Origin of the sequence: Flavobacterium sp. EDS (assembly GCF_020991525.1) — a bacterium.
Lineage (GTDB): Bacteria > Bacteroidota > Bacteroidia > Flavobacteriales > Flavobacteriaceae > Flavobacterium.
Genome location: NZ_JAJMOZ010000012.1, coordinates 61,685 through 80,733 on the forward strand (window position 1 = coordinate 61,685; position 19,049 = coordinate 80,733).

Annotated in this window: 20 protein-coding genes; 9 read left to right on the forward strand and 11 right to left on the reverse strand. The window is 32.2% G+C overall.

Translation table 11 applies throughout. The features are described from left to right. Nucleotides 1–18: 18 nt before the first annotated feature. From aat to LPB87_RS16185, 3 genes are all read right to left on the reverse strand, one after another. Nucleotides 19–651, reverse strand: a complete 633-nt coding sequence (gene aat, locus LPB87_RS16175) for a leucyl/phenylalanyl-tRNA--protein transferase (protein WP_230728556.1) — start codon at nucleotides 649–651, stop codon at nucleotides 19–21. A 75-nt stretch (nucleotides 652–726) separates the two neighbouring features. After that, the gene (locus LPB87_RS16180; protein ID WP_129540778.1) at nucleotides 727–1,095 is read right to left on the reverse strand and encodes a DUF3127 domain-containing protein; all 369 of its coding nucleotides are present in this window, start codon (nucleotides 1,093–1,095) and stop codon (nucleotides 727–729) included. Nucleotides 1,096–1,118: 23 nt separating this feature from the next. Further along, nucleotides 1,119–2,003, reverse strand: a complete 885-nt coding sequence (locus LPB87_RS16185; RefSeq protein ID WP_230728557.1) for a flavin reductase family protein — start codon at nucleotides 2,001–2,003, stop codon at nucleotides 1,119–1,121. A 156-nt stretch (nucleotides 2,004–2,159) separates the two neighbouring features. Between LPB87_RS16185 and LPB87_RS16190 the strand changes: the two genes are divergently transcribed. Next, the gene (locus LPB87_RS16190; protein WP_230728558.1) at nucleotides 2,160–3,314 is read left to right on the forward strand and encodes a HAMP domain-containing sensor histidine kinase; all 1,155 of its coding nucleotides are present in this window, start codon (nucleotides 2,160–2,162) and stop codon (nucleotides 3,312–3,314) included. A 69-nt stretch (nucleotides 3,315–3,383) separates the two neighbouring features. On the opposite strand, the gene LPB87_RS16195 is transcribed toward LPB87_RS16190, so the two are convergent. Next, nucleotides 3,384–3,773, reverse strand: a complete 390-nt coding sequence (locus LPB87_RS16195; RefSeq protein WP_129540775.1) for an HIT family protein — start codon at nucleotides 3,771–3,773, stop codon at nucleotides 3,384–3,386. A 77-nt stretch (nucleotides 3,774–3,850) separates the two neighbouring features. Continuing rightward, entirely contained in the window at nucleotides 3,851–4,327 is a 477-nt protein-coding gene (gene greA / locus LPB87_RS16200) for a transcription elongation factor GreA (protein ID WP_129540774.1), read from the reverse strand. A gap of 155 nt (nucleotides 4,328–4,482) precedes the next feature. Here greA and LPB87_RS16205 point away from each other — a divergent pair, with 155 nt between their 5' ends. Continuing rightward, nucleotides 4,483–4,899 carry a hypothetical protein gene (locus LPB87_RS16205; protein ID WP_129540773.1) on the forward strand — a complete coding sequence of 139 codons (417 nt, stop codon included), beginning with the start codon at nucleotides 4,483–4,485 and terminating at the stop codon, nucleotides 4,897–4,899. Between the two features lie 59 nt (nucleotides 4,900–4,958). On the opposite strand, the gene LPB87_RS16210 is transcribed toward LPB87_RS16205, so the two are convergent. From LPB87_RS16210 to LPB87_RS16230, 5 genes are all read right to left on the reverse strand, one after another. Beyond that, on the reverse strand, nucleotides 4,959–7,151 hold the full coding sequence (locus LPB87_RS16210) for a TonB-dependent receptor (protein ID WP_230728559.1): 2,193 nt from the start codon (nucleotides 7,149–7,151) through the stop codon (nucleotides 4,959–4,961). 258 nt (nucleotides 7,152–7,409) lie between these two features. Further along, a complete protein-coding gene (arfB, locus tag LPB87_RS16215) occupies nucleotides 7,410–7,814 on the reverse strand; it encodes an alternative ribosome rescue aminoacyl-tRNA hydrolase ArfB (protein WP_129540771.1) in 405 nt (134 codons plus the stop codon). Then, nucleotides 7,814–9,922, reverse strand: a complete 2,109-nt coding sequence (locus LPB87_RS16220) for a DUF4301 family protein (RefSeq protein WP_230728560.1) — start codon at nucleotides 9,920–9,922, stop codon at nucleotides 7,814–7,816. Before LPB87_RS16220 ends, arfB begins: the two co-directional genes overlap by 1 nt. Next, nucleotides 9,883–10,506 carry a nicotinamide riboside transporter PnuC gene (pnuC, locus tag LPB87_RS16225; protein WP_230728561.1) on the reverse strand — a complete coding sequence of 208 codons (624 nt, stop codon included), beginning with the start codon at nucleotides 10,504–10,506 and terminating at the stop codon, nucleotides 9,883–9,885. The genes LPB87_RS16220 and pnuC overlap by 40 nt, the downstream gene beginning before the upstream one ends. A 33-nt stretch (nucleotides 10,507–10,539) precedes the next feature. Further along, nucleotides 10,540–11,268 (reverse strand): geranylgeranylglyceryl/heptaprenylglyceryl phosphate synthase, encoded by a 729-nt coding sequence (locus LPB87_RS16230; RefSeq protein WP_129540768.1) that lies wholly within the window; start codon nucleotides 11,266–11,268, stop codon nucleotides 10,540–10,542. 95 nt (nucleotides 11,269–11,363) lie between these two features. Between LPB87_RS16230 and LPB87_RS16235 the strand changes: the two genes are divergently transcribed. The 3 genes from LPB87_RS16235 (at nucleotide 11,364) to LPB87_RS16245 (ending at nucleotide 12,709) form a co-directional block, all read left to right on the forward strand. After that, nucleotides 11,364–11,960, forward strand: a complete 597-nt coding sequence (locus tag LPB87_RS16235) for a Crp/Fnr family transcriptional regulator (protein WP_129540767.1) — start codon at nucleotides 11,364–11,366, stop codon at nucleotides 11,958–11,960. Nucleotides 11,961–12,035: 75 nt separating this feature from the next. Beyond that, entirely contained in the window at nucleotides 12,036–12,317 is a 282-nt protein-coding gene (locus tag LPB87_RS16240; RefSeq protein ID WP_129541148.1) for a hypothetical protein, read from the forward strand. A 2-nt stretch (nucleotides 12,318–12,319) separates the two neighbouring features. After that, the gene (locus LPB87_RS16245; protein ID WP_230728562.1) at nucleotides 12,320–12,709 is read left to right on the forward strand and encodes a group III truncated hemoglobin; all 390 of its coding nucleotides are present in this window, start codon (nucleotides 12,320–12,322) and stop codon (nucleotides 12,707–12,709) included. 220 nt (nucleotides 12,710–12,929) lie between these two features. Here the strand turns inward: LPB87_RS16245 and LPB87_RS16250 are convergent, their stop codons facing one another. Continuing rightward, nucleotides 12,930–13,562, reverse strand: coding sequence for a 4'-phosphopantetheinyl transferase superfamily protein (locus LPB87_RS16250; protein WP_230728563.1), 633 nt, complete (start codon nucleotides 13,560–13,562; stop codon nucleotides 12,930–12,932). Between the two features lie 326 nt (nucleotides 13,563–13,888). On the opposite strand from LPB87_RS16250, the gene ahcY reads away from it, so the two are divergent. From ahcY to LPB87_RS16270, 4 genes are all read left to right on the forward strand, one after another. Then, nucleotides 13,889–15,205, forward strand: a complete 1,317-nt coding sequence (ahcY, locus tag LPB87_RS16255; RefSeq protein ID WP_129540764.1) for an adenosylhomocysteinase — start codon at nucleotides 13,889–13,891, stop codon at nucleotides 15,203–15,205. Nucleotides 15,206–15,386: 181 nt separating this feature from the next. Continuing rightward, nucleotides 15,387–17,705 carry a patatin-like phospholipase family protein gene (locus tag LPB87_RS16260; RefSeq protein ID WP_230728564.1) on the forward strand — a complete coding sequence of 773 codons (2,319 nt, stop codon included), beginning with the start codon at nucleotides 15,387–15,389 and terminating at the stop codon, nucleotides 17,703–17,705. 411 nt (nucleotides 17,706–18,116) lie between these two features. Continuing rightward, complete coding sequence (locus LPB87_RS16265; RefSeq protein WP_230728565.1) at nucleotides 18,117–18,401, forward strand: hypothetical protein; 285 nt, start codon at nucleotides 18,117–18,119, stop codon at nucleotides 18,399–18,401. Between the two features lie 6 nt (nucleotides 18,402–18,407). Next, nucleotides 18,408–19,043: a hypothetical protein gene (locus tag LPB87_RS16270; RefSeq protein WP_230728566.1), complete on the forward strand. Its 636-nt coding sequence runs from the start codon at nucleotides 18,408–18,410 to the stop codon at nucleotides 19,041–19,043. Nucleotides 19,044–19,049 lie beyond the last annotated feature (6 nt).

Below are 19,049 nucleotides of genomic sequence, written 5' to 3' on the forward strand. Positions count from 1 at the left end.
CAATGCTAAATCCTTCCATTATTTTAAAATTTCCATAAAGACTTCACGCTCAATTTCACGACAACCTAAACTTTCTAAATGTGGATTATAAACCTGACAATCCAAAAGTTTATAATTCTCCTTTTTTAATTGAGTCACTAAGGCAATAAAAGCAACTTTGGATGCATTTGATACTTTCGAGAACATACTTTCTCCACAAAAAACATGTCCTAAATCTACTCCGTATAAGCCACCTACCAATTCATCATTTTCCCATACCTCAACCGATTTTGCAAAGCCCATTTCATGAAGTTTACAATAGGCTTCGATCATGTTATTAGAAATCCATGTTCCATTTTGACCATCACGTTTAATCTTCTGGCAATTCGAAATTACATCTCTAAAATTTTGATTGAACGTGACCTTAAAACTATTTCTGTTAAGAATATTACGCATACTTTTGGATACGATTAATTCATCCAAAAACAAAACCATTCTAGGGTCAGGTGACCACCAAACTATAGGCTCACCTTCATTAAACCAAGGAAAAATTCCGCTACAATAAGCCAATTGCAATCGCTCAGTAGATAAATCTCCTCCAATTGCCAAAACCCCATCATAATTGGCTTCTGAAACTGGTGGAAAAAATAAAACTTCAGATAAATGATACATCTCTAAATAAAATATAAAACCCGACAAATTTTAAAAATTGCCGGGTTTGCTTATTATAAAATCAAAACCTATTGATTAAAATGGTAAATCATCTGGTTCGTCTTCGTTTAAGTTTGTTGCTGGAGCAAAAGCTTCTGCAGCAGGCATTGGAGGTGTTTGAGCTGGAGCAGCATCTAATCTTTCGATTCTCCATCCTTGAATACTATTAAAATATCTAGTTTCTCCTTGTGGATTAACCCATTCTCTTCCTCTTAAGTTAATTGAAACTTTTACTGGATCTCCTGTTTTATAATTACTCAACAAATCGCATTTATCTTGAGTAAATTCGATCATGATGTGTTGAGGATATTGCTCTTCTGTAGTAACTACAAGTTCTCTTTTCTTGAATGATGCACTAACTTGTTGTTCTGGATTAACAACTTTTACTTTTCCTGTAACTTCCATCTCCGTTTTTATTTAATTGTTATTTATTTTTTTATTTTTTTAGCTAAAAGTACTTTCCAAGCAGATATTACATCGTTTTCATTTAGATACTTTTTAGCTTCTTGGTGCACTTTAACCTCATCATCTGAACTCAACACACCTTTCACAGAAAAGTTTTCTTTCACAAATATACTAACTTCTTCTGTTGTAGGCAAGGCTTCAATATTCCCTAATTTACCTAAGTCATTCCCATCAAAAACAGAACTTGCTTTTACAAAATCAGGTACAGCATCTACTCCTATTCCCAGGGTTGTAAGCGGTTTTTCGACTTCAAAAAGTCCTTGATTTGATCTTGAATACCAATTACTTCCTAAGCGAGAAACCAAGTCAATTTTATGTTGATCTATTGCTCCATTTTCATCTAATATCTCCTCGTGAATATGAATTTTAACTACTTCACAAAGAATTAGATTTCCTGCTCCTCCTTCTGTTCCTAACGGAATAATTTGAGTTACTTTACATTCAAACTGTACAGGAGACTCTTTAACTCTATACGGCTTTACTATGTCTGACGGAATCTGTGTTAATCCCGATTTTATAAATTCATTAACTCCATCGCCATATTCTGTACTTGCTAACGATGTTTGTTGCACAATATCATAATTAACTACATTAATAACGACCTCACGTGTTGCTTCAGCATTTATTAAAGTATGTTTTATAGAATTATCACGTACTCTTCGAGAGGGTGAAAAAACTAAAATTGGTGGATTGGCACTAAAAACATTAAAAAAACTAAATGGTGATAAATTCGGTTTTCCGTCTTTATCTATAGTACTTGCAAAAGCAATAGGCCTCGGTCCAACCGCACTTTGTAAATAGCCTTGTAATTTTGCTGTCGGAATTTCCTTTGGATCAATACTAATCATACTTTTATTTTTCTAATCGTTTTAGAAGACAACAAAAGTACATAAATCGTTTAAGTTTCAAAAGAAGTCTATTCATTTTAAAAATAAAAATCTTTGTCTGCATACAAAATATATAGTGTGTTTATTTCGTTATATTTATACCTCAAAATTTAATTTATGTTTTTTTCAGAAAGAAGAAATACAACCCGCTGGATCATTATTTGCGCTTCCTTTTTGATTATTTCCTTAATCCTTTGGAACACTTATACCTTTTTTCAGATTTTTAAAAATGAAGAACGGCTAAAAATGAATCTTTGGGCAAATGCTCAAAAAACTTTGATTAACGCTGATGAGAATAGCGATGTTGAATTACCCCTTCAGATATTTAGTAACAACACTTCAATTCCTATTATTTTAACCGAAAAAGATAGTATTATAAGTGCCATAAATATTGATGAATCTATCATAAAAGATAAAAAGGGAGCAATATCGATTTTAAACAAATTGAAACGGGAAAACGAAGCAATTGTAATCGAATATGCTCCAGGAAAACATCAGGAACTTTATTATGGCAATTCGGAATTATTGAATAAACTCAAGTATTATCCAGTTGCTTTGTTATTGATTATTTTCTTATTTGCAGGTTTGGTATACAATTTTTACAAAAGTACAAAAATGGCTACCCAAAATAAACTCTGGGCAGGAATGGCAAAAGAAACGGCACATCAAATAGGAACTCCCCTATCTTCATTGATTGGTTGGGTCGAATTATTGAAGACTGAAAATATTGATGAATCGATTACTTCTGAGATTGAGAAAGATATTGAACGATTACAAACTATTACGGATCGTTTCTCGAAGATTGGTTCTACTCCTGTACTTGAAAACAAGGATATCGTAGAGGAAACATTAAACACATACGATTATCTGCAATCTCGTTTTTCAAAACAAGTTAATTTCTCATCTCAGATGCCAAAAACTCCAATTATGGTTATGATTAATCCAATTCTTCATAGTTGGACTATCGAAAACTTGGTGAAAAATGCTATTGATGCTATGAAAGGAAAAGGTAATTTGACATTGAAAATTGAACAAGACGGAAATATAGTAAAAATAAATGTTTCAGATACTGGAATCGGAATTCCTAAAAACCAATTTAAAACTATATTTGAACCTGGTTTTACAACTAAAAAAAGAGGTTGGGGATTAGGACTTTCATTAACAAAAAGAATTGTCGAAGAATATCATAGCGGAAAAATAAAAGTTCTACAATCTGAAGTAGGCAAAGGAACAATCATTCAACTGAATTACAAAGTAAACGCTCCTTCATAAAAAGAAAAAACCACAAACTCTTTTATTGAATTTGTGGTTTTATTTTATTAAAAACTTACTAATCTTAGGTTACAAATTTGCCTGAATACTTTTGGCCAAATCTTCAAACTCTTCTTTAGTAAGTGATACTTTATTGTGGAAACGCATTTCATCCATTTCGTTAAGCGGAATTAAATGCACATGTGCATGAGGAACTTCAAGTCCTACTACTGCCATTCCAACTCTTTTACATGGAACTGTTTTCTCTAAAGCAATAGCAACTTTCTTAGAAAACTGCATTAACCCAAGATATAATTCATCATCCATATCAAAAATCTTATTGATTTCCTGCTTCGGAATACAAAGTGTATGTCCTTTAGCATTTGGATTTACATCTAAAAATGCCAAAAAATTAGCATCTTCAGTAATTTTATAACTTGGAATTTCTCCGTTTACTATTTTGGTAAATATTGTTGACATTGTTTAATTGTTTAATTGTTTAATCGTTTTTCCGTTTAACCGATTAAATAAATTAACGGTTAAACTTTAAAAAAAATTTAATCTCTTGTGATTTCTAATATTTCAAATTTCAAAACACCATTCGGAACAGTGATTTCAGCAACTTCGCCTACAGATTTTCCTAGTAACCCTTTTCCTATTGGAGAAGTAACTGATATTTTTCCTGTTTTTAAATCTGCTTCACTTTCTGCAACAAGAGTATAGGTCATTTCCATACCGTTGCTTTGGTTTTTGATTTTCACATTAGAAAGCACCAATGCTTTAGAAACGTCTAATTGCGACTCATCGATTAATCTAGCGTTTGAATACACCTCTTCTAGCTTAGAAATTCTCATTTCAAGTAAGCCTTGGGCTTCTTTTGCCGCATCATATTCGGCGTTTTCAGATAAATCACCTTTATCTCTTGCTTCGGCTATATCTTGAGATGCTTTTGGACGCATTACACTTTTTAAGTGCTCCAATTCATCTTTTAACTTTTTTAATCCTTCTGCTGTATAATAAGATACTTTACTCATAACTTCATCGTTTATATAAATAGAAAAAATCCCATCGGGACGGGATTTCTTATTACAAATATACTATTATTTTTAATAGTACATAATTATATGTTAATCATATAGATTTCAAATCTAATTAAATTATTTTTGTTTCACTAATTCTTTTTACAATAATGAAAAAAATCTGGTTTTTACCCCTATTTATTGTCTTACTTGTATCTTGCAGCAATAGTCGTGAGAGAAGTAAGAACCCAAATATTCCGAATTATTCTGTAAATCTTACTATAGATACAAATTTACCTTTGTACAGTAACTTAAAATTCACTAGTAGTCCTGTTTACATTCCTAACTATGGTGCAAAAGGTATAATTATAATGAGAACAGGTGAAGGAACGTATAATGCTTTTGATGCTGCATGTCCTAATCAAGCCTTAGCAAGTTGCAAACCTATGACTATTGATGGCATTATGGCAATTTGCTCTTGCGATAAAAGCAAGTACAATCTATTTACAGGATTAGGTGATTTAGAATATCCTATGAAACAATATCGTGTCGATGCCGCTGGAAATGTATTGCGTATCTACAACTAAAAATAAAAAATCCTGAAAGTTTAAACTTTCAGGATTTTTTATTTTTCTTAAAATTTTCTTTAAAATTTCAAAGTTAATCCTGCTAAGAAGTTAATTCCAGCCTGAGGATAATACGACGGATAAATATCCCACATAGCTCCATTTGAAACATATTTTTTGTCCAGAATATTATTCACCAACCCTGTAATCAGAATTGATTTGAAAATAGATTTTGGCTTTATTTCATAAGAAATATTAAAATCGTTTACAAAATAATCGGCTAGTTTAGCTTCTCGCAATTCTATATTGTTCATGTATTGTTCTCCAACAAATTTCTGCAATAATGAAATATGCAAACTCTTAATCGGGCTATAAACAATAATATTCCCTGCAATTACAGACGGAGAATAAGCAATATCTGTTGTTCCATAATTTTGTCCCTCAACAGCTAAATCAACATTTTTATTACTGCTTAATGTAAAGTTAGGTCGAAGTAAGAATTTTTCAGACAATTTAATCATCGCATCGACCTCTAATCCTAAACGATAACTTTTATCAGTATTAGAGCGTATTGGCGCACCAACATCATCTAATCTTCCTGTTAGAATCAATTGATCTTTGTATCCCATATAATAAACATTCGAACTCAATTGGAATTTCTCTGAATTGAATCTCCAACCTAATTCAAAATCATTCAATTTCTCTGGCTTGACATTTCCGCCTTCGTAATCGGTTCTATTTGGCTCTCGATTAGCTCTTGCATACGAAAAATACAAAGTACTATTTTCATTGAGCTCATAATTCAAGCCCGCTTTAGGATTAAAGAAATTAAAAGTATCATCTACTACACCCGTTTCATTACTATTGGCTTTATAAGTAACTCGTCTGTATTGTAAATCTCCGTAAAAACTTAATTTTTCTGTAACTTGATAATTGGCTTTCGCAAAAATATTTCCATCAGTCTTAGCGGAATAATCATCATAATAATGATCTCCTAACTCAACCTTTCCCATATTTCGCGCCCAGATTACTTTTCCGAAATGATCTCCTTCGTACTTATTCCAGCCTCCACCCAAAATAACATCTAACTTCTCCTCTTTATATTTTGCCGAAAAAGTGGTTCCGTAAAAATCATTATCTAACCATTTCTGACGAATTAAATCTGTTCCTGGAACTAATTCTCCTTTATCATTTTCAACCATTTTAGTAGGCTCAATTCCTCCATAACCTTCAACAGGTGTATCGTATTTATAATTCTCATAATAGCCTAATCCTTTTGTATAATGAAATGCTAAATTAGTACTCCATTTATCAGTAAGAGATTCATTCCAATGCAACTGGTAATGGTCTTGTTTATAATTATCAGTTTCATTATCATAATAACGAATATTACCAGCTTCATCTTTGTACTTTCCCGCAGAATTATACGTTCTATCTGTATTTAGTTTTTCAGCATCAATTCCGTTCCAAGATTGATATGTTCTTTGATTCCCTCCAAATACCAATGCTTTAATTAAAGTCTTTTTACCTACATAAGTTCCTTGTAGAAAATAAGATTTTAGATCTGAACTTGCTCTATCCACATAACCATCCGATTTTATTACAGACAAACGTCCTGCGATTTCAAAATGATCATTTAATAGACCAGTGCTAAACTTTACATTATGTTTATGAGAATTGAAACTACCAAAAGAATTTGAAATTTCACCATTCCCTTTTGAAGCGTAATTGTCAGTCAGCATATTTAAGCTGGCTCCAAAAGCTCCTGAACCATTTGTAGAAGTCCCAACGCCTCGCTGTAATTGCAAACTCTCTACAGAAGAAGCAAAATCGGGCATATTAACCCAAAATGTACCTTGGCTTTCGGAATCATTGTACGGAATCCCGTTAATCGTAACATTAACTCTCGTTGCATCGCTACCACGCACTCTAATTCCGGTATATCCCATACCATTTCCTGCATCAGAAGTAGTAACTACTGAGGGCAAATAGTTCATTAAAATTGGAATATCTTGACCTAAATTTCTGAATTTGATTTCTTTTTTATCCATATTACTAAAGGAAACAGGTGTTTTTGTAGTAACACGAACCGCAGAAACCAACACATCATCAAGCTTATTGACTTTGGTAGTATCTTGTACTTGTGCAAAAGAAAATAGAGAATAGAAGATAGAGAATAGAGAATAGAAAATAGGTTTTCGGCTCAACTCTGAACCTTTGAACCTTTGAACCTTTGTACCTATAAAAGTACCTTTTTGAAAAATAGTTTTCATCCGTAAAAAATTACGAATAAAAGGGGGAATTATTCTTTTGTTAAATTAATAAATGATTGTTCCATGACAAAATACAGCATGTACGCCAACAATTGTCATTTTTTCCCTTAGCAACATTACTTGCTCAGGTTCTTTGGGTATGATCTCAGCTCGTTATTTAGAGCACCCCTTTGAGACGTGGCAAAAGTAGAAAAGATTTTTAGATTTTCTACCTGTTTGCCTGTTTGATTTTTTAAATTAATTAAAATCAAAAAAACATTAATCTAATTTTGGCTTTTTACGAGATTGCTTAATCTCTGAAACATTTTTTTTATCCTTAATTCGCTTACGAATTACAGATTTAGGAATCTTTGTAGCTTTCCGAGGTTTCTGAATTATTAATGCATTTTTAATCAATTCTAAGAAGCGTTTTGTTACAATACTTTTATTTTTTAATTGACTTCTATCCTCATCGCAGGTTAAAATTAAAATTACATCTAATGTCAGTCTTGTCGCCAGTTTTATTTCTAAAAGTGTCTTTTCTTCGTCTGATAATGCTTGTGAATTTCTTAAATCAAAAGTCAAAACTACCTTTGAGGACACTTTATTCACATTCTGACCACCCGCACCACTACTGCGAACAGCCTTATAAGATAGTTCTGTAACAATTTTTCCTATTTCCATTATTGTGGTTGGTGTGCTGGTTTTAGTAAGTCATTCACTGTTTTCACAGGGTTAAAAGTAATTATTGGAACCGCTACAAAAACGGTTAGCCAATTTGCCATTGCTCCGTTCCATAACCCTGGTAATTCATATCCTTTTACAGTATTTGTACCTATACTTTTCTCTACAATAAAACCTGATTTTTTATTAACAAATTGCTTTAAATCAAATTTTTCGTTTTTATAATTTTTCGTTCCACAAACCAAATCAACTGGATTAAAATGAGTTGCATTAGCTAGAATTGCAATTTGATTTTTATCTGTTAAATCCACTTGAGATGTTTCAACAATTTGAAGCGATACTACTCCTTCTTCATCCTGAACCCAAAATGGTCCTCCTCCCGGTTCTCCTTCATTCTTAACCATTCCACATACGCGAATTGGTCTATCTAATGCTTCTTTTATTTTATCTATTTTACTCTCTAAAGTTAGATCTTCAAAATCTATTTCTAAATTAAGATTTTCCTTTAAAAACTGCATAACCTCAACTATCTTATCTGCTGTAATTTTCTGATTTTCGATTTCCTTCAAGTAACCAAAAATCTTATTCTGCAATTCTATTAATATGCCTGCTAATCCTTTTTTATACAAAGAAATTTCCTCAATATGATTTTGAATTACGTTGTCGATATTCTTAATAAAAATAATATCTGCATCAAGATTATTTAAATTTTCAATTAAGGCACCATGTCCACCTGGTCTAAAGATCAATTTCCCTTCTTCAGTCCTAACTGGTTTATTATCTAAATTAACAGTAATTGAATCTGTACTTTTATTTTGATAAGAATAACTAATATTTATTTTTGTTCCTGACTCTTCCTCTAATTTTTCTTTAACTGCATCAACACATTCTTCAAATTGACTTTGATGTATTTCTGAGACTGTAAAATGTAAATTTGACACAGAATTTGAGCTACCATAATGAGCACATTCGTGCAAATGCTCTTCTATGGGATTTGCAATATGTGTTTTATATTGATGAAATTGTAAAACTGCTTTTGGCTTATTTGCAAAGTCAAAATAATCCGAAGCCAATAGCATTTTTATAAAATAATAATTTTTATAATCTACACTTAGAGAATCAAAATCCGAGTATACCTCTTTTAATTTTTTATCTACAATTTCGAAAAAAGGAAATTTATCCATTCCAATAATAAAAAGAGACAATTGACTTTCTTTTTTTCTGTTGATGTAGGCATTAATACTTTCTTTTTCGATATTGAAATCATTTAAGAAAGTATTCAAAAACTTAAACATTCTACTTGCTGCACCCGATGCAGGAACAAACTTTTTTAATTTTAATTTTGATTTACTCGCATCAAACAAAGTAGCTTTTACTTCAAAATCTGCTTCTGACAAACTCAAAATTCCATTTGAAACTGTAGCTGGGCTTATTAAATTGCTTTTGTTAATTCCATTTTTAAAAATCTGCAATTGTTCCTTTATCTTTTCAAAAGAGATGCCATGCTCATAAATTTGCACAAAATCGGCAGAAGAAAAACCTAATTCTTTAGCAAGTACTAAGTTGTTAATTATTTCTACTGCTTTAGCCAAGCGCAATTTTTTATTTCCCGAAAGGGTTATATATGGTTTTTTAGTTTCTATTAATGTTTCTTTAAAAACTGAAAAAACTGATTCTCTTTCTTTCGGACTATCTCTTATATCATCTTTCTCCCAAGGCACATCGATATCAGTAAGAAAAAACAAATCATATTCGTGCTCTAATGCAGCTTCATTTAACAATGGATTACAATAATCATAATACATCTCTGAGAACACCTTAGTCACCATAAGATTTGTATCACAAAATAAAAATTTATTTGCTAAAGCTAATTTATCGTTTTCTAATTTGGTTTGTCCATAAGCAATTGGCATCATATCTTCTTCTACACAAATATGCTGATTTTCTTCCCATTTCTCCTGAAGATAATCACGTGCAAACTCAGGCACCCACTCTGTTTCATAATACGAAGCAAGTTGCTTAGCTAAAGTTGTTTTACCGGTACTCTCTGGACCAAACAAAGCAAATTTTAATATTCTTGTATCTTGTTGTTTAAGATTTTCTTCCATTCTAAATAAGCTGAAATAGCCAAAATTGTAAAAATTAAATATTGGAACGATAACATTCCTAATCCACGATATGCATATAAAGGCACTACAATAATGTCGCCAATAATCCAAAGTGTCCAATTCTCTATCTTTTTCTTTGCCATATACCACATTCCAGTAAAAAATATCCCTGAAGCTAGAATATCGACATAGTTATCTTTATGTAGCTCGTAATCAAAAAATTTATAGATTCCGAAAACTACAAAAACAGTAACACAAAACAAGATAACTCCTATTAACTTTTCTTTATTATTGGTACGCGTAATAGGCAAATTATCTTCCTGACCAGTTCCTTTTGACCAATTATACCAGCCATAAATACTCATAATCGAGAAATACCCATTAATCATCATGTCTCCTAAATAGCCTGCAATATAAAGCAAATAAACAGAAATAATTGTAGCAATTAATCCTGTAGGATATACCCAGATATTCTCTTTTTTAGCAAACCAAACACTTAATATCCCAAATACAAAAACAAGAAATTCGAGTCCGATGTGCCAAAGTGGAACATTTTTATACGCATTAAGAAAAAAATCAATCATTGAGTTTGTTTATTTTCATTTATAATACTTTACTTATGATTCAAAAAAATGAATATCATTTTCAAAAGCTGTCCCTATGACAACTACATCGGCTCCCATTTCATAAGCTTTCTGAATTTGTGACAAAGCTACAATTCCACCTCCAACAATTATAGGAATATGTACATTTTGAGAAATCAGCTGAATCATTTCTAATGGAACTGTCTGTTTTGCTCCACTTCCTGCTTCCAAATAAATCAATTTATTCCCTAACATCTCCCCTGCTTGTGCAGTAGCTAATACCAAATCTAGGTTTGTTCTATCCATTGGCTTGGTTTTACTTACTCTTGCCGCTGCCGTTTCATTGCCACTTTCTATTAAAAGATATCCTGTTGGAATAATTTCCAAATTCATTTTTTTTAAAATCGGTGCTGCTTGAACCTGATATTCTATCAAATAATCTGGATTTCGACCTGACAATAACGACAAAAACAAAATTGCATCGGCTTGCCCTGAAATTTGCGATGGGTCTCCTGGGAAAATTACGATTGGCAAACTCGTCTTTAATTTTAATTGAAAAACTAAATCTTCTAAAATGGTACTTTCTACTAAACTCCCTCCTACAAAAATATGTGTAGCTGGAGATTGGTTTATTTTTAGTATCAAATTATTCAAGTTTTGCCAGTTTATTTTATCTGGATCCAAAAGAATCGCTAGTAATTTTCGATTCTCAGCTTTAGCTAATCGTATTTGTTTGTATATGTCTTGTACTTTTTGTTCCATAACGAGTGTAAAAGTAAAAGTTTTTTAATGCAGGAGAACTATTTTGAATCAATTATATTTGTGTATTCACTTTCACTAAAGAGAGAAACAAATTTATGATTACTATCGAATTGCTTGAGAAATATGATGCAACACAAAAATCTTATGCAAAGGCAACTTCTATTTTTAAAGAAGGAAAATTGCCTACGCATTACTATCAAATTCTTTCGGGTGAAGTAAAAATGAACAATTATAACGATGACGGTCGGGAATTCATTCAAGGAATCTTTTATAAGAATCAATCTTTTGGTGAACCACCTTTATTCTTAAATCAAAAATATCCTGCTAGTGCAGTTGTTGTAGAAGATGCCGAAATACTATGTGTTCCTAAGGAAAGTTTCATGAGATTATTGAATGAGAATCCCGCAATAAGCATTAAAATTATCCAAAACTTAGCGCAACGGTTGTATTACAAATCAGTAATGGCAGCTGAAATATCTACTCATGAACCCGAGCATCGTGTGTTACGATTAATAGATTATGCGATTGCCAATTTTAATTTCAAAAAAGATGCTAATGGCTACCTCATCAATTTTACGAGGCAACAAATTGGAGATTTATCTGGACTTCGAGTTGAAACTGTTATACGTGCTATAAAATCACTGGAGAAAAAAGGCGAATTAAAAATCATAAACAGAAAAGTATATCGCTAATTATTTCTTTATGATTTGAATCATAAATACGAAGGGAGTGATGAACGTAATTTTGCTATTATAAAATTATACATCATGACACTTTATAACTCAACATTCGAAAATTTTAATAAAAGTTACATCGGTTCTGCAACTATGGCAATAATTGGACAAAGCTGTCTTGGTGCTGTTGCGGCAATGTTTATTCTTGCTAATGGAACATCGGTAACACAAATGATCCAGCTAGGTATAATTGTATTTACTAATATTATAGCTAATACTTCTATTTTAGCACAAATGAGCCATAAAACGGTTTTCAACCTAATTATAACAAGCGTCTTTTTTAGTATCTTGTTCATTATTATAAATAACATTTAGTTATGAAAAAACAAATAGAAAACAGAGAAGACATTTCGCTTCTGGTAAACACTTTCTATACAAAAATAAGAGCCAATACTGAAATTGGCTTTTATTTTAATGATATGATTAAGGATTGGGATGAACACTTAGATAAGCTAATTGATTTTTGGGAAACCAATATATTTGGTGGCAAAAAATACAAAGGAAATCCTATTGAGGCTCATAATAAAGTTGATGCTTATTTTAACCATAAGATCTCATCGCATGAATTTGGGATTTGGCTAAATATTTGGTTTGAAACACTAGACGAACTTTTTGAAGGAGAACATGTAGATACGCTTAAACGAAGAGCCCGAAAAATGAGTACGTTTCTTTATTTAAGTATGTTTGAAAATCGCCCGAAGGGATAGGGAATTGTTACGCGAAGGAAATAAGAAGGGGCACTAAATTTTATTATAAGTTGTAACTGTTAATTTTTGTTTCAAGTTTCAAGTTTATTATTGTGACTAAAAACTGTTACCGTTTTTTTTGTTTCAAGTTTAATGTTTCAAGTTTAGTATTGTGACTAAGAACTGCGACTGTTTATTTTTGTTTCAAGTTTCACACTGCAATTGAAAACTGCCACAAAAACTATTTCTCAAACGCATACACTAAAGTAAAATCTTCAATTTCTTGGTAATACACATTAAAATTCTTTACTAAATCATCAAAATGAAGACTAGCTTGGGTTTTGTTTTCATTCAAAGAGAAAGGATTCACACGAATATGATCTTTAAAACTGATCCCTTTTTCATTTCGAATTTTAAAAATAGCTTCTTTTGCTCCCCAAATCACAGTGAGTTTTTTTATGTATTCTTCTAATATATCTGGTTTTAAATATTCGAATTCCTTATCGACAAATTTATCGGCAATTCGGAGGATTTTTTCACGTTGCAATTCCATGTCGATTCCTACCGTTTCTTCACTGATTATGATTGCTGCAAAATTATGAGAATGTGTAATTGAAATATAATTATGACAACTTAAATAGGGCTTTCCGAATTCGTCGTAATGTAAATCATGATCTGTAAAACCCATTTCCTGAATCAGCATACGTACACTTAAAAAAGCACGCTGATGCATTTGAGATTTCATTCCGTTTAACCTCAGTTGCGTTTTTTCTTTTAAAACTACTTTATCAAGCAACTCTTCGAAAGACTCGGTTATCTTCCAAACTAAAATTTGTGTTGTGGGGTTAAATTGTATTGTTTGATGTAAAGGCATTCGTTTTAATTATGAATTGTTAATTATAAATTATACATGGTATTAAAAACACTAAAATGTACATTATGTTTTTAAACCACTTAAGCGATAAAAGTCTATTTAAATAAATCTGATCCTTCTAGCCCTCATGGCAACGGCATCCTATTGTGGCGGGGTTCGCCGCAATAGATATAGTGAACAGCAGTAAATAGCTTCGAATAAAAATCATTTAGCTAATGTTCAAAAGATTAAGCAATTAAACATTTCACAAATCTTTTAGAAATTAGTTAAATTATAAAGTTATTGCGTAAATTTGCAAAAAAATTACAATTACAAATATACTATAAATGAGTACTACAACTACGCCTTTTGTGGCTTTCAAAGTAAAAGACATTTCTCTAGCGGCTTGGGGAAGAAAAGAAATTGAACTAGCTGAAGCTGAGATGCCAGGTTTAATGGCGCTTCGTGCTGAATATAAAAATGAGCAACCTCTTAAAGGTGCTCGTATTGCAGGATGTCTGCATATGACTATCCAAACTGCAGTTTTAATCGAAACTTTAATTGCTCTTGGTGCTGAGGTTACTTGGTCTTCTTGTAACATTTTCTCTACTCAAGATCAAGCTGCTGCTGCTATTGCTGCTGCTGGAATTCAGGTTTATGCTTGGAAAGGTCTTGATGAGCAATCATTTGACTGGTGTATTGAGCAAACTTTATTCTTTGGTGAAGATAGAAAACCATTGAACATGATTCTTGATGATGGTGGAGATTTAACTAATATGGTTATTGACCGTTTCCCAGAATTGGTTCCTGGAATCAAAGGTTTATCTGAAGAAACTACAACTGGTGTTCACAGACTTTACGAAAGAGTAAAAGCGGGAACTTTACCAATGCCTGCAATTAACATTAATGATTCTGTTACTAAATCTAAATTTGATAACAAATACGGATGTAAAGAATCTGCTGTAGATGCTGTACGTCGTGCAACTGACTTAATGTTAGCTGGAAAAAGAGTTATCGTTTGTGGATACGGTGATGTTGGAAAAGGAACTGCTGCTTCTTTTAGAGGTGCAGGATCTATTGTAACTGTTACTGAAATTGACCCAATTTGTGCTTTACAAGCTGCAATGGACGGTTATGAAGTTAAAAAATTAAATACTGTAATTGCTAATGCTGATATCATCATTACTACTACAGGAAATAAAGATATCGTTCTTGGTGAGCACTTTGAGCAAATGAAAGATAAAACTGTTGTTTGTAACATTGGTCACTTTGATAACGAAATTGATATGGCTTGGTTAAACAAAAACCACGGTGCATCTAAAATCGAAATCAAACCACAAGTTGACAAATATACTATTGCAGGAAAAGATATTATCATTCTTGCTGAAGGTCGTTTAGTTAATCTTGGTTGTGCTACAGGTCACCCAAGTTTTGTAATGAGTAACTCATTTACAAACCAAACTTTAGCTCAAATGGAATTATGGAATAACAGCGCTGCTTATAACAATGACGTTTACATGTTACCTAAACATTTAGATGAAAAAGTTGCTGCTTTACACTTAGCCAAATTAGGAGTAGAATTGGAAACTTTACGTGACGATCAAGCTGCTTATATTGGTGTTCCAGTTGAAGGTCCATTTAAACCAGAATACTACAGATACTAGTAAATTTTAGATTTATCTATTACATATTTGAAACCCTTGCAGCAATGCGAGGGTTTTTACTTTAGGCCTTATTCTTAAAATAAGTAAATCGTTTATTTTTATACACAAAAACATTTCTTATAAAAAAATTATACCTTTATAAAATAGGTCTCAATTTCTCAAATACATAAACGTTGTACTCTTGAAAAAAACTTCTTATTTATTCGTCTTCTTATTTTTACTTGCTCTCCCGCAAATTATTTTTGCTCAGGAAAAGAAACCCAAAGTCGTTTTGGTCTTAAGTGGTGGTGGCGCAAAAGGAATTGCACACATTCCGCTTCTACAAAAACTAGACTCTTTACACATCGTTCCTGATCTTATTGTTGGAAATAGTATGGGAAGCATTATTGGAGGTTTGTATTCGATGGGATATTCTGGTGATAGTATCGAAAAATTAACCCGAGATATTAATTGGGATAAACTACTTGGCGGAGGCCAATCGTTAGCATCTGCTAGCGTAGAGGAAAAAAGAGAATTCCAGAGATATTTAGTTGGAATAGGAATTAAAGATAAAAAACTAAATAGCGTTGGCTCACTTTTAAATGATCAAAATTTAAGAGAATACCTCTCTGAATTAACCTATCCGGTCTATAATATTAAAGATTTTGACAGCCTTCCCATACCCTTTAGAGCCATGGCTACCGATTTGGCCGAAGGGAAAGAAGTTATTCTAAGCAAGGGGAGTTTAGCTTACGCCATGAGAGCGAGTATGTCATTGCCAGGTATTTTCAAGCCTATGACATACGGAAAAACGGTATTAGTAGACGGAGGAGTATTAAATAATTTCCCAACAGATGTCGCCAAACAAATGGGAGCGGACATTATTATTGGAAGCGATGTAGGAGGCGGAATGCAACCAATAGACAAACTGAATAATCTTGTAACTATATTGACTCAAACCAGTATGTTTCCGAGTAATATTAAGAACCCTGCAAACCGAAAACTTTGCAATATCTTAGTAGATCACCTACCAAACTTACGTTTCTCTACGGCTGATTTTTCTGATAGCGAAGAGATTTACAAAGATGGCAAGGTTGCAACAACAGAAAATCTTCCAGCTTTAATTACGTTATCTGAAAAATTAAAAGGGTACACACAACGAACTCACGAATTACCTAACATTCCTGCAGAATTTGTTCTTGATACTATTGTTTATAAAAGAATAAGCCCGGAGAATCTTGCTTTGGTTTTAGGAAGAATAAATCTCAAAACACATGTGAAATATACCACCAAAGATTTAATAGCAGGCATTAACAGAGCAATGGGTACTAATCTTTTTGACGAGATTACGTATAGCTATTTCATCAAAGATGATAACAAACTAGGCGTTACTATATTTGGACATGAACGTGCTAAAAACCAACTGAATACTTCAGTACATTACGACACTTACCGTGGCGTTGGAATCATTTTTAATTACACCGCAAGAAATGTTCTTGCCAGAGCATCTCGTCTTCTTGTAACAGTCGATATTGCAGAACAACCAAAAGCACGAATCAATTTTCAGAAAAACTTTGGAAAAAACCGAGATTGGTGGTGGTCATCTGAACTTTATGGAGCCTTTTTAAGACAAGAGATTTATTTAAACGGTAAGGCTTCAGATAATGTACTCCATAATTCTTTAGAATTCAATAATGAGATCAACAGAAATTTAAATTCACTGAAAAGTTATTTTGGATATGGTTTACATTATCAATATTCCCATTTAAAACCAAAATACGAAAGAGAATACAACCCTAACTCAATCGATATTAAGAATTATTCTTTAAACAGTATAGAATTAAACATGCATTATTCCTACAATGATATGGATAAAGTCTTCTTTGCTGAAAATGGAACAATTATAAAAGCTAATGTAACCCGATCATTGTTAACAGATGTCTATACCTCTTTTAACGATCCCGAACAAACAAGCATATCTGGTGCTACTAATGGTTATACAAAATTTGGTTTCAGCTTTGAAAAAAGACTCCTCTTAAAAAAGAAAATTACCGGAATCATAAGCTTTGATTCTTATTTTATTTTTGAGGATAGACTTAAAGACAATCAAATCCCTTTTTCGGATTTTGGTTATGCTTCAAAATATTTCTTAGGAGGAATTATACCAAGTTCTGGTAGTAATCGTTTCTCATTTCCAGGCCTGCATGAAGACGAGCTCAATGTTTCACAATTTATGGGCTTAAAAATAGCTTCTCAGATAAACCTTATGGGAAAAATTTACCTAACTCCCCATTTTAATATCGCTACTGTTGGATTTGAATCTTTTAATAAATACATTGACAACGCATTTAGTCCAAAAGGAAAATGGAATGATAGCTTTGACCCTAGTCTTGTAATATCTGGAGGGGCCGCTATTTCTTATCAGTCAATTTTAGGTCCTATTCATTTTGATACTTCCTGGATAAATACTATTGACAAAGTGCGATTGTTTTTTAGTGTCGGATTATCACTCAATCCTTAAAAGAATATCATAAAATCGAATATCTTTTTCTACATCTAATCCCGATAGCTATCAGGACAGAAATCTAAAATATTTGGGCGTGCCACCATTAAATTAAAGAGCCGATGAGGATTACGTTCATTGGCTCTTTAATTTAATACTGTCGGGCTATCCGCGCTACTTTGGTAGCTTGCTCCTATCCCTCACGCAAATAAAAAGCTCAAATTAATTTAAGGCCTTTCTTTTTACATTCAAGAGGTAATTCCTAGATTATATTTATATATTAGCTATGAAACATTATAATAGGATAAAAAATGCTTTAAAATTAAATCTGGAATTAGTTGATGATCTCAACATAATGAACTTGACTATTTTAAAACCTCAGCCACTTATAATGTAAATAAATCCGACTAGATTAATTACGATTAGAATATGATTGAAAAAGTTATATGTGAACAGCATGGATCAAAAGATATGTCTTTTACCTGTATTCATCTTGCAATGGCAATAGACCAAAAAGAAAAAGTTGGTTTTTTCTATTCAGAAGCCGAAGAAGATCTTCCGCAAATTGCTTGGTGCGGATCATGCGAACAATGGCTACTCGATAATGGAGAAGAATGGAATGAAGCATTTGAAACCCTAGCCGATTTTAAAATACTATGCTCCGATTGTTATGACGAAGCTAAAGAAATTCAGTTCGAAACTGATAAAATATAAACGAACATGATTACTACAAAAGACTTTAAACTATTACCCAATAAAAATTCATTACAACATATCTGCAAAGCAATTTCTGTATTAGATGCTATTATGTGTCAAGAATGGGAATATCGCTATTATTTATACAACTCTAAATGGGCAGAAGATGAAGAATACTTTGGTATGAGAGATGGGGCTGGTGATTTAATGGACATTCTATTTCTTGAAAATCATTGTGTAATTAGTGGTTTTGCACACGAATTTCAGTATAATCAAAAAAGTGATTTGACTAAGAATCTACCTGAAATTTACAATCAATTTATTTTTGATGAACCAGTTGCCACAAACGGCACAACATTTTGTTTATGGACAAATGAAACCAAAAATTGGGAAGTTGGAGAAATTAAAGATTTCAACGATAATTCGGAAGACTTACTCGCTATTTTTGACGGCAATCCGCAAACATACATCAATTGGGCAAGTGAGTACTTTGATGAATCTTATAAAGAAACAGGAATTCCGTTAAAAACCGTAACCGAAATTTATCAAGGTAAAACATTAACCAAAGAAATGGTTTTGTCTATTGTAGATGAAATTGAAGATTGGGAATTACTAGAAGAAGATTTAAAAGAAATAAATTACAAATACGATTTTAAATAGACTAAC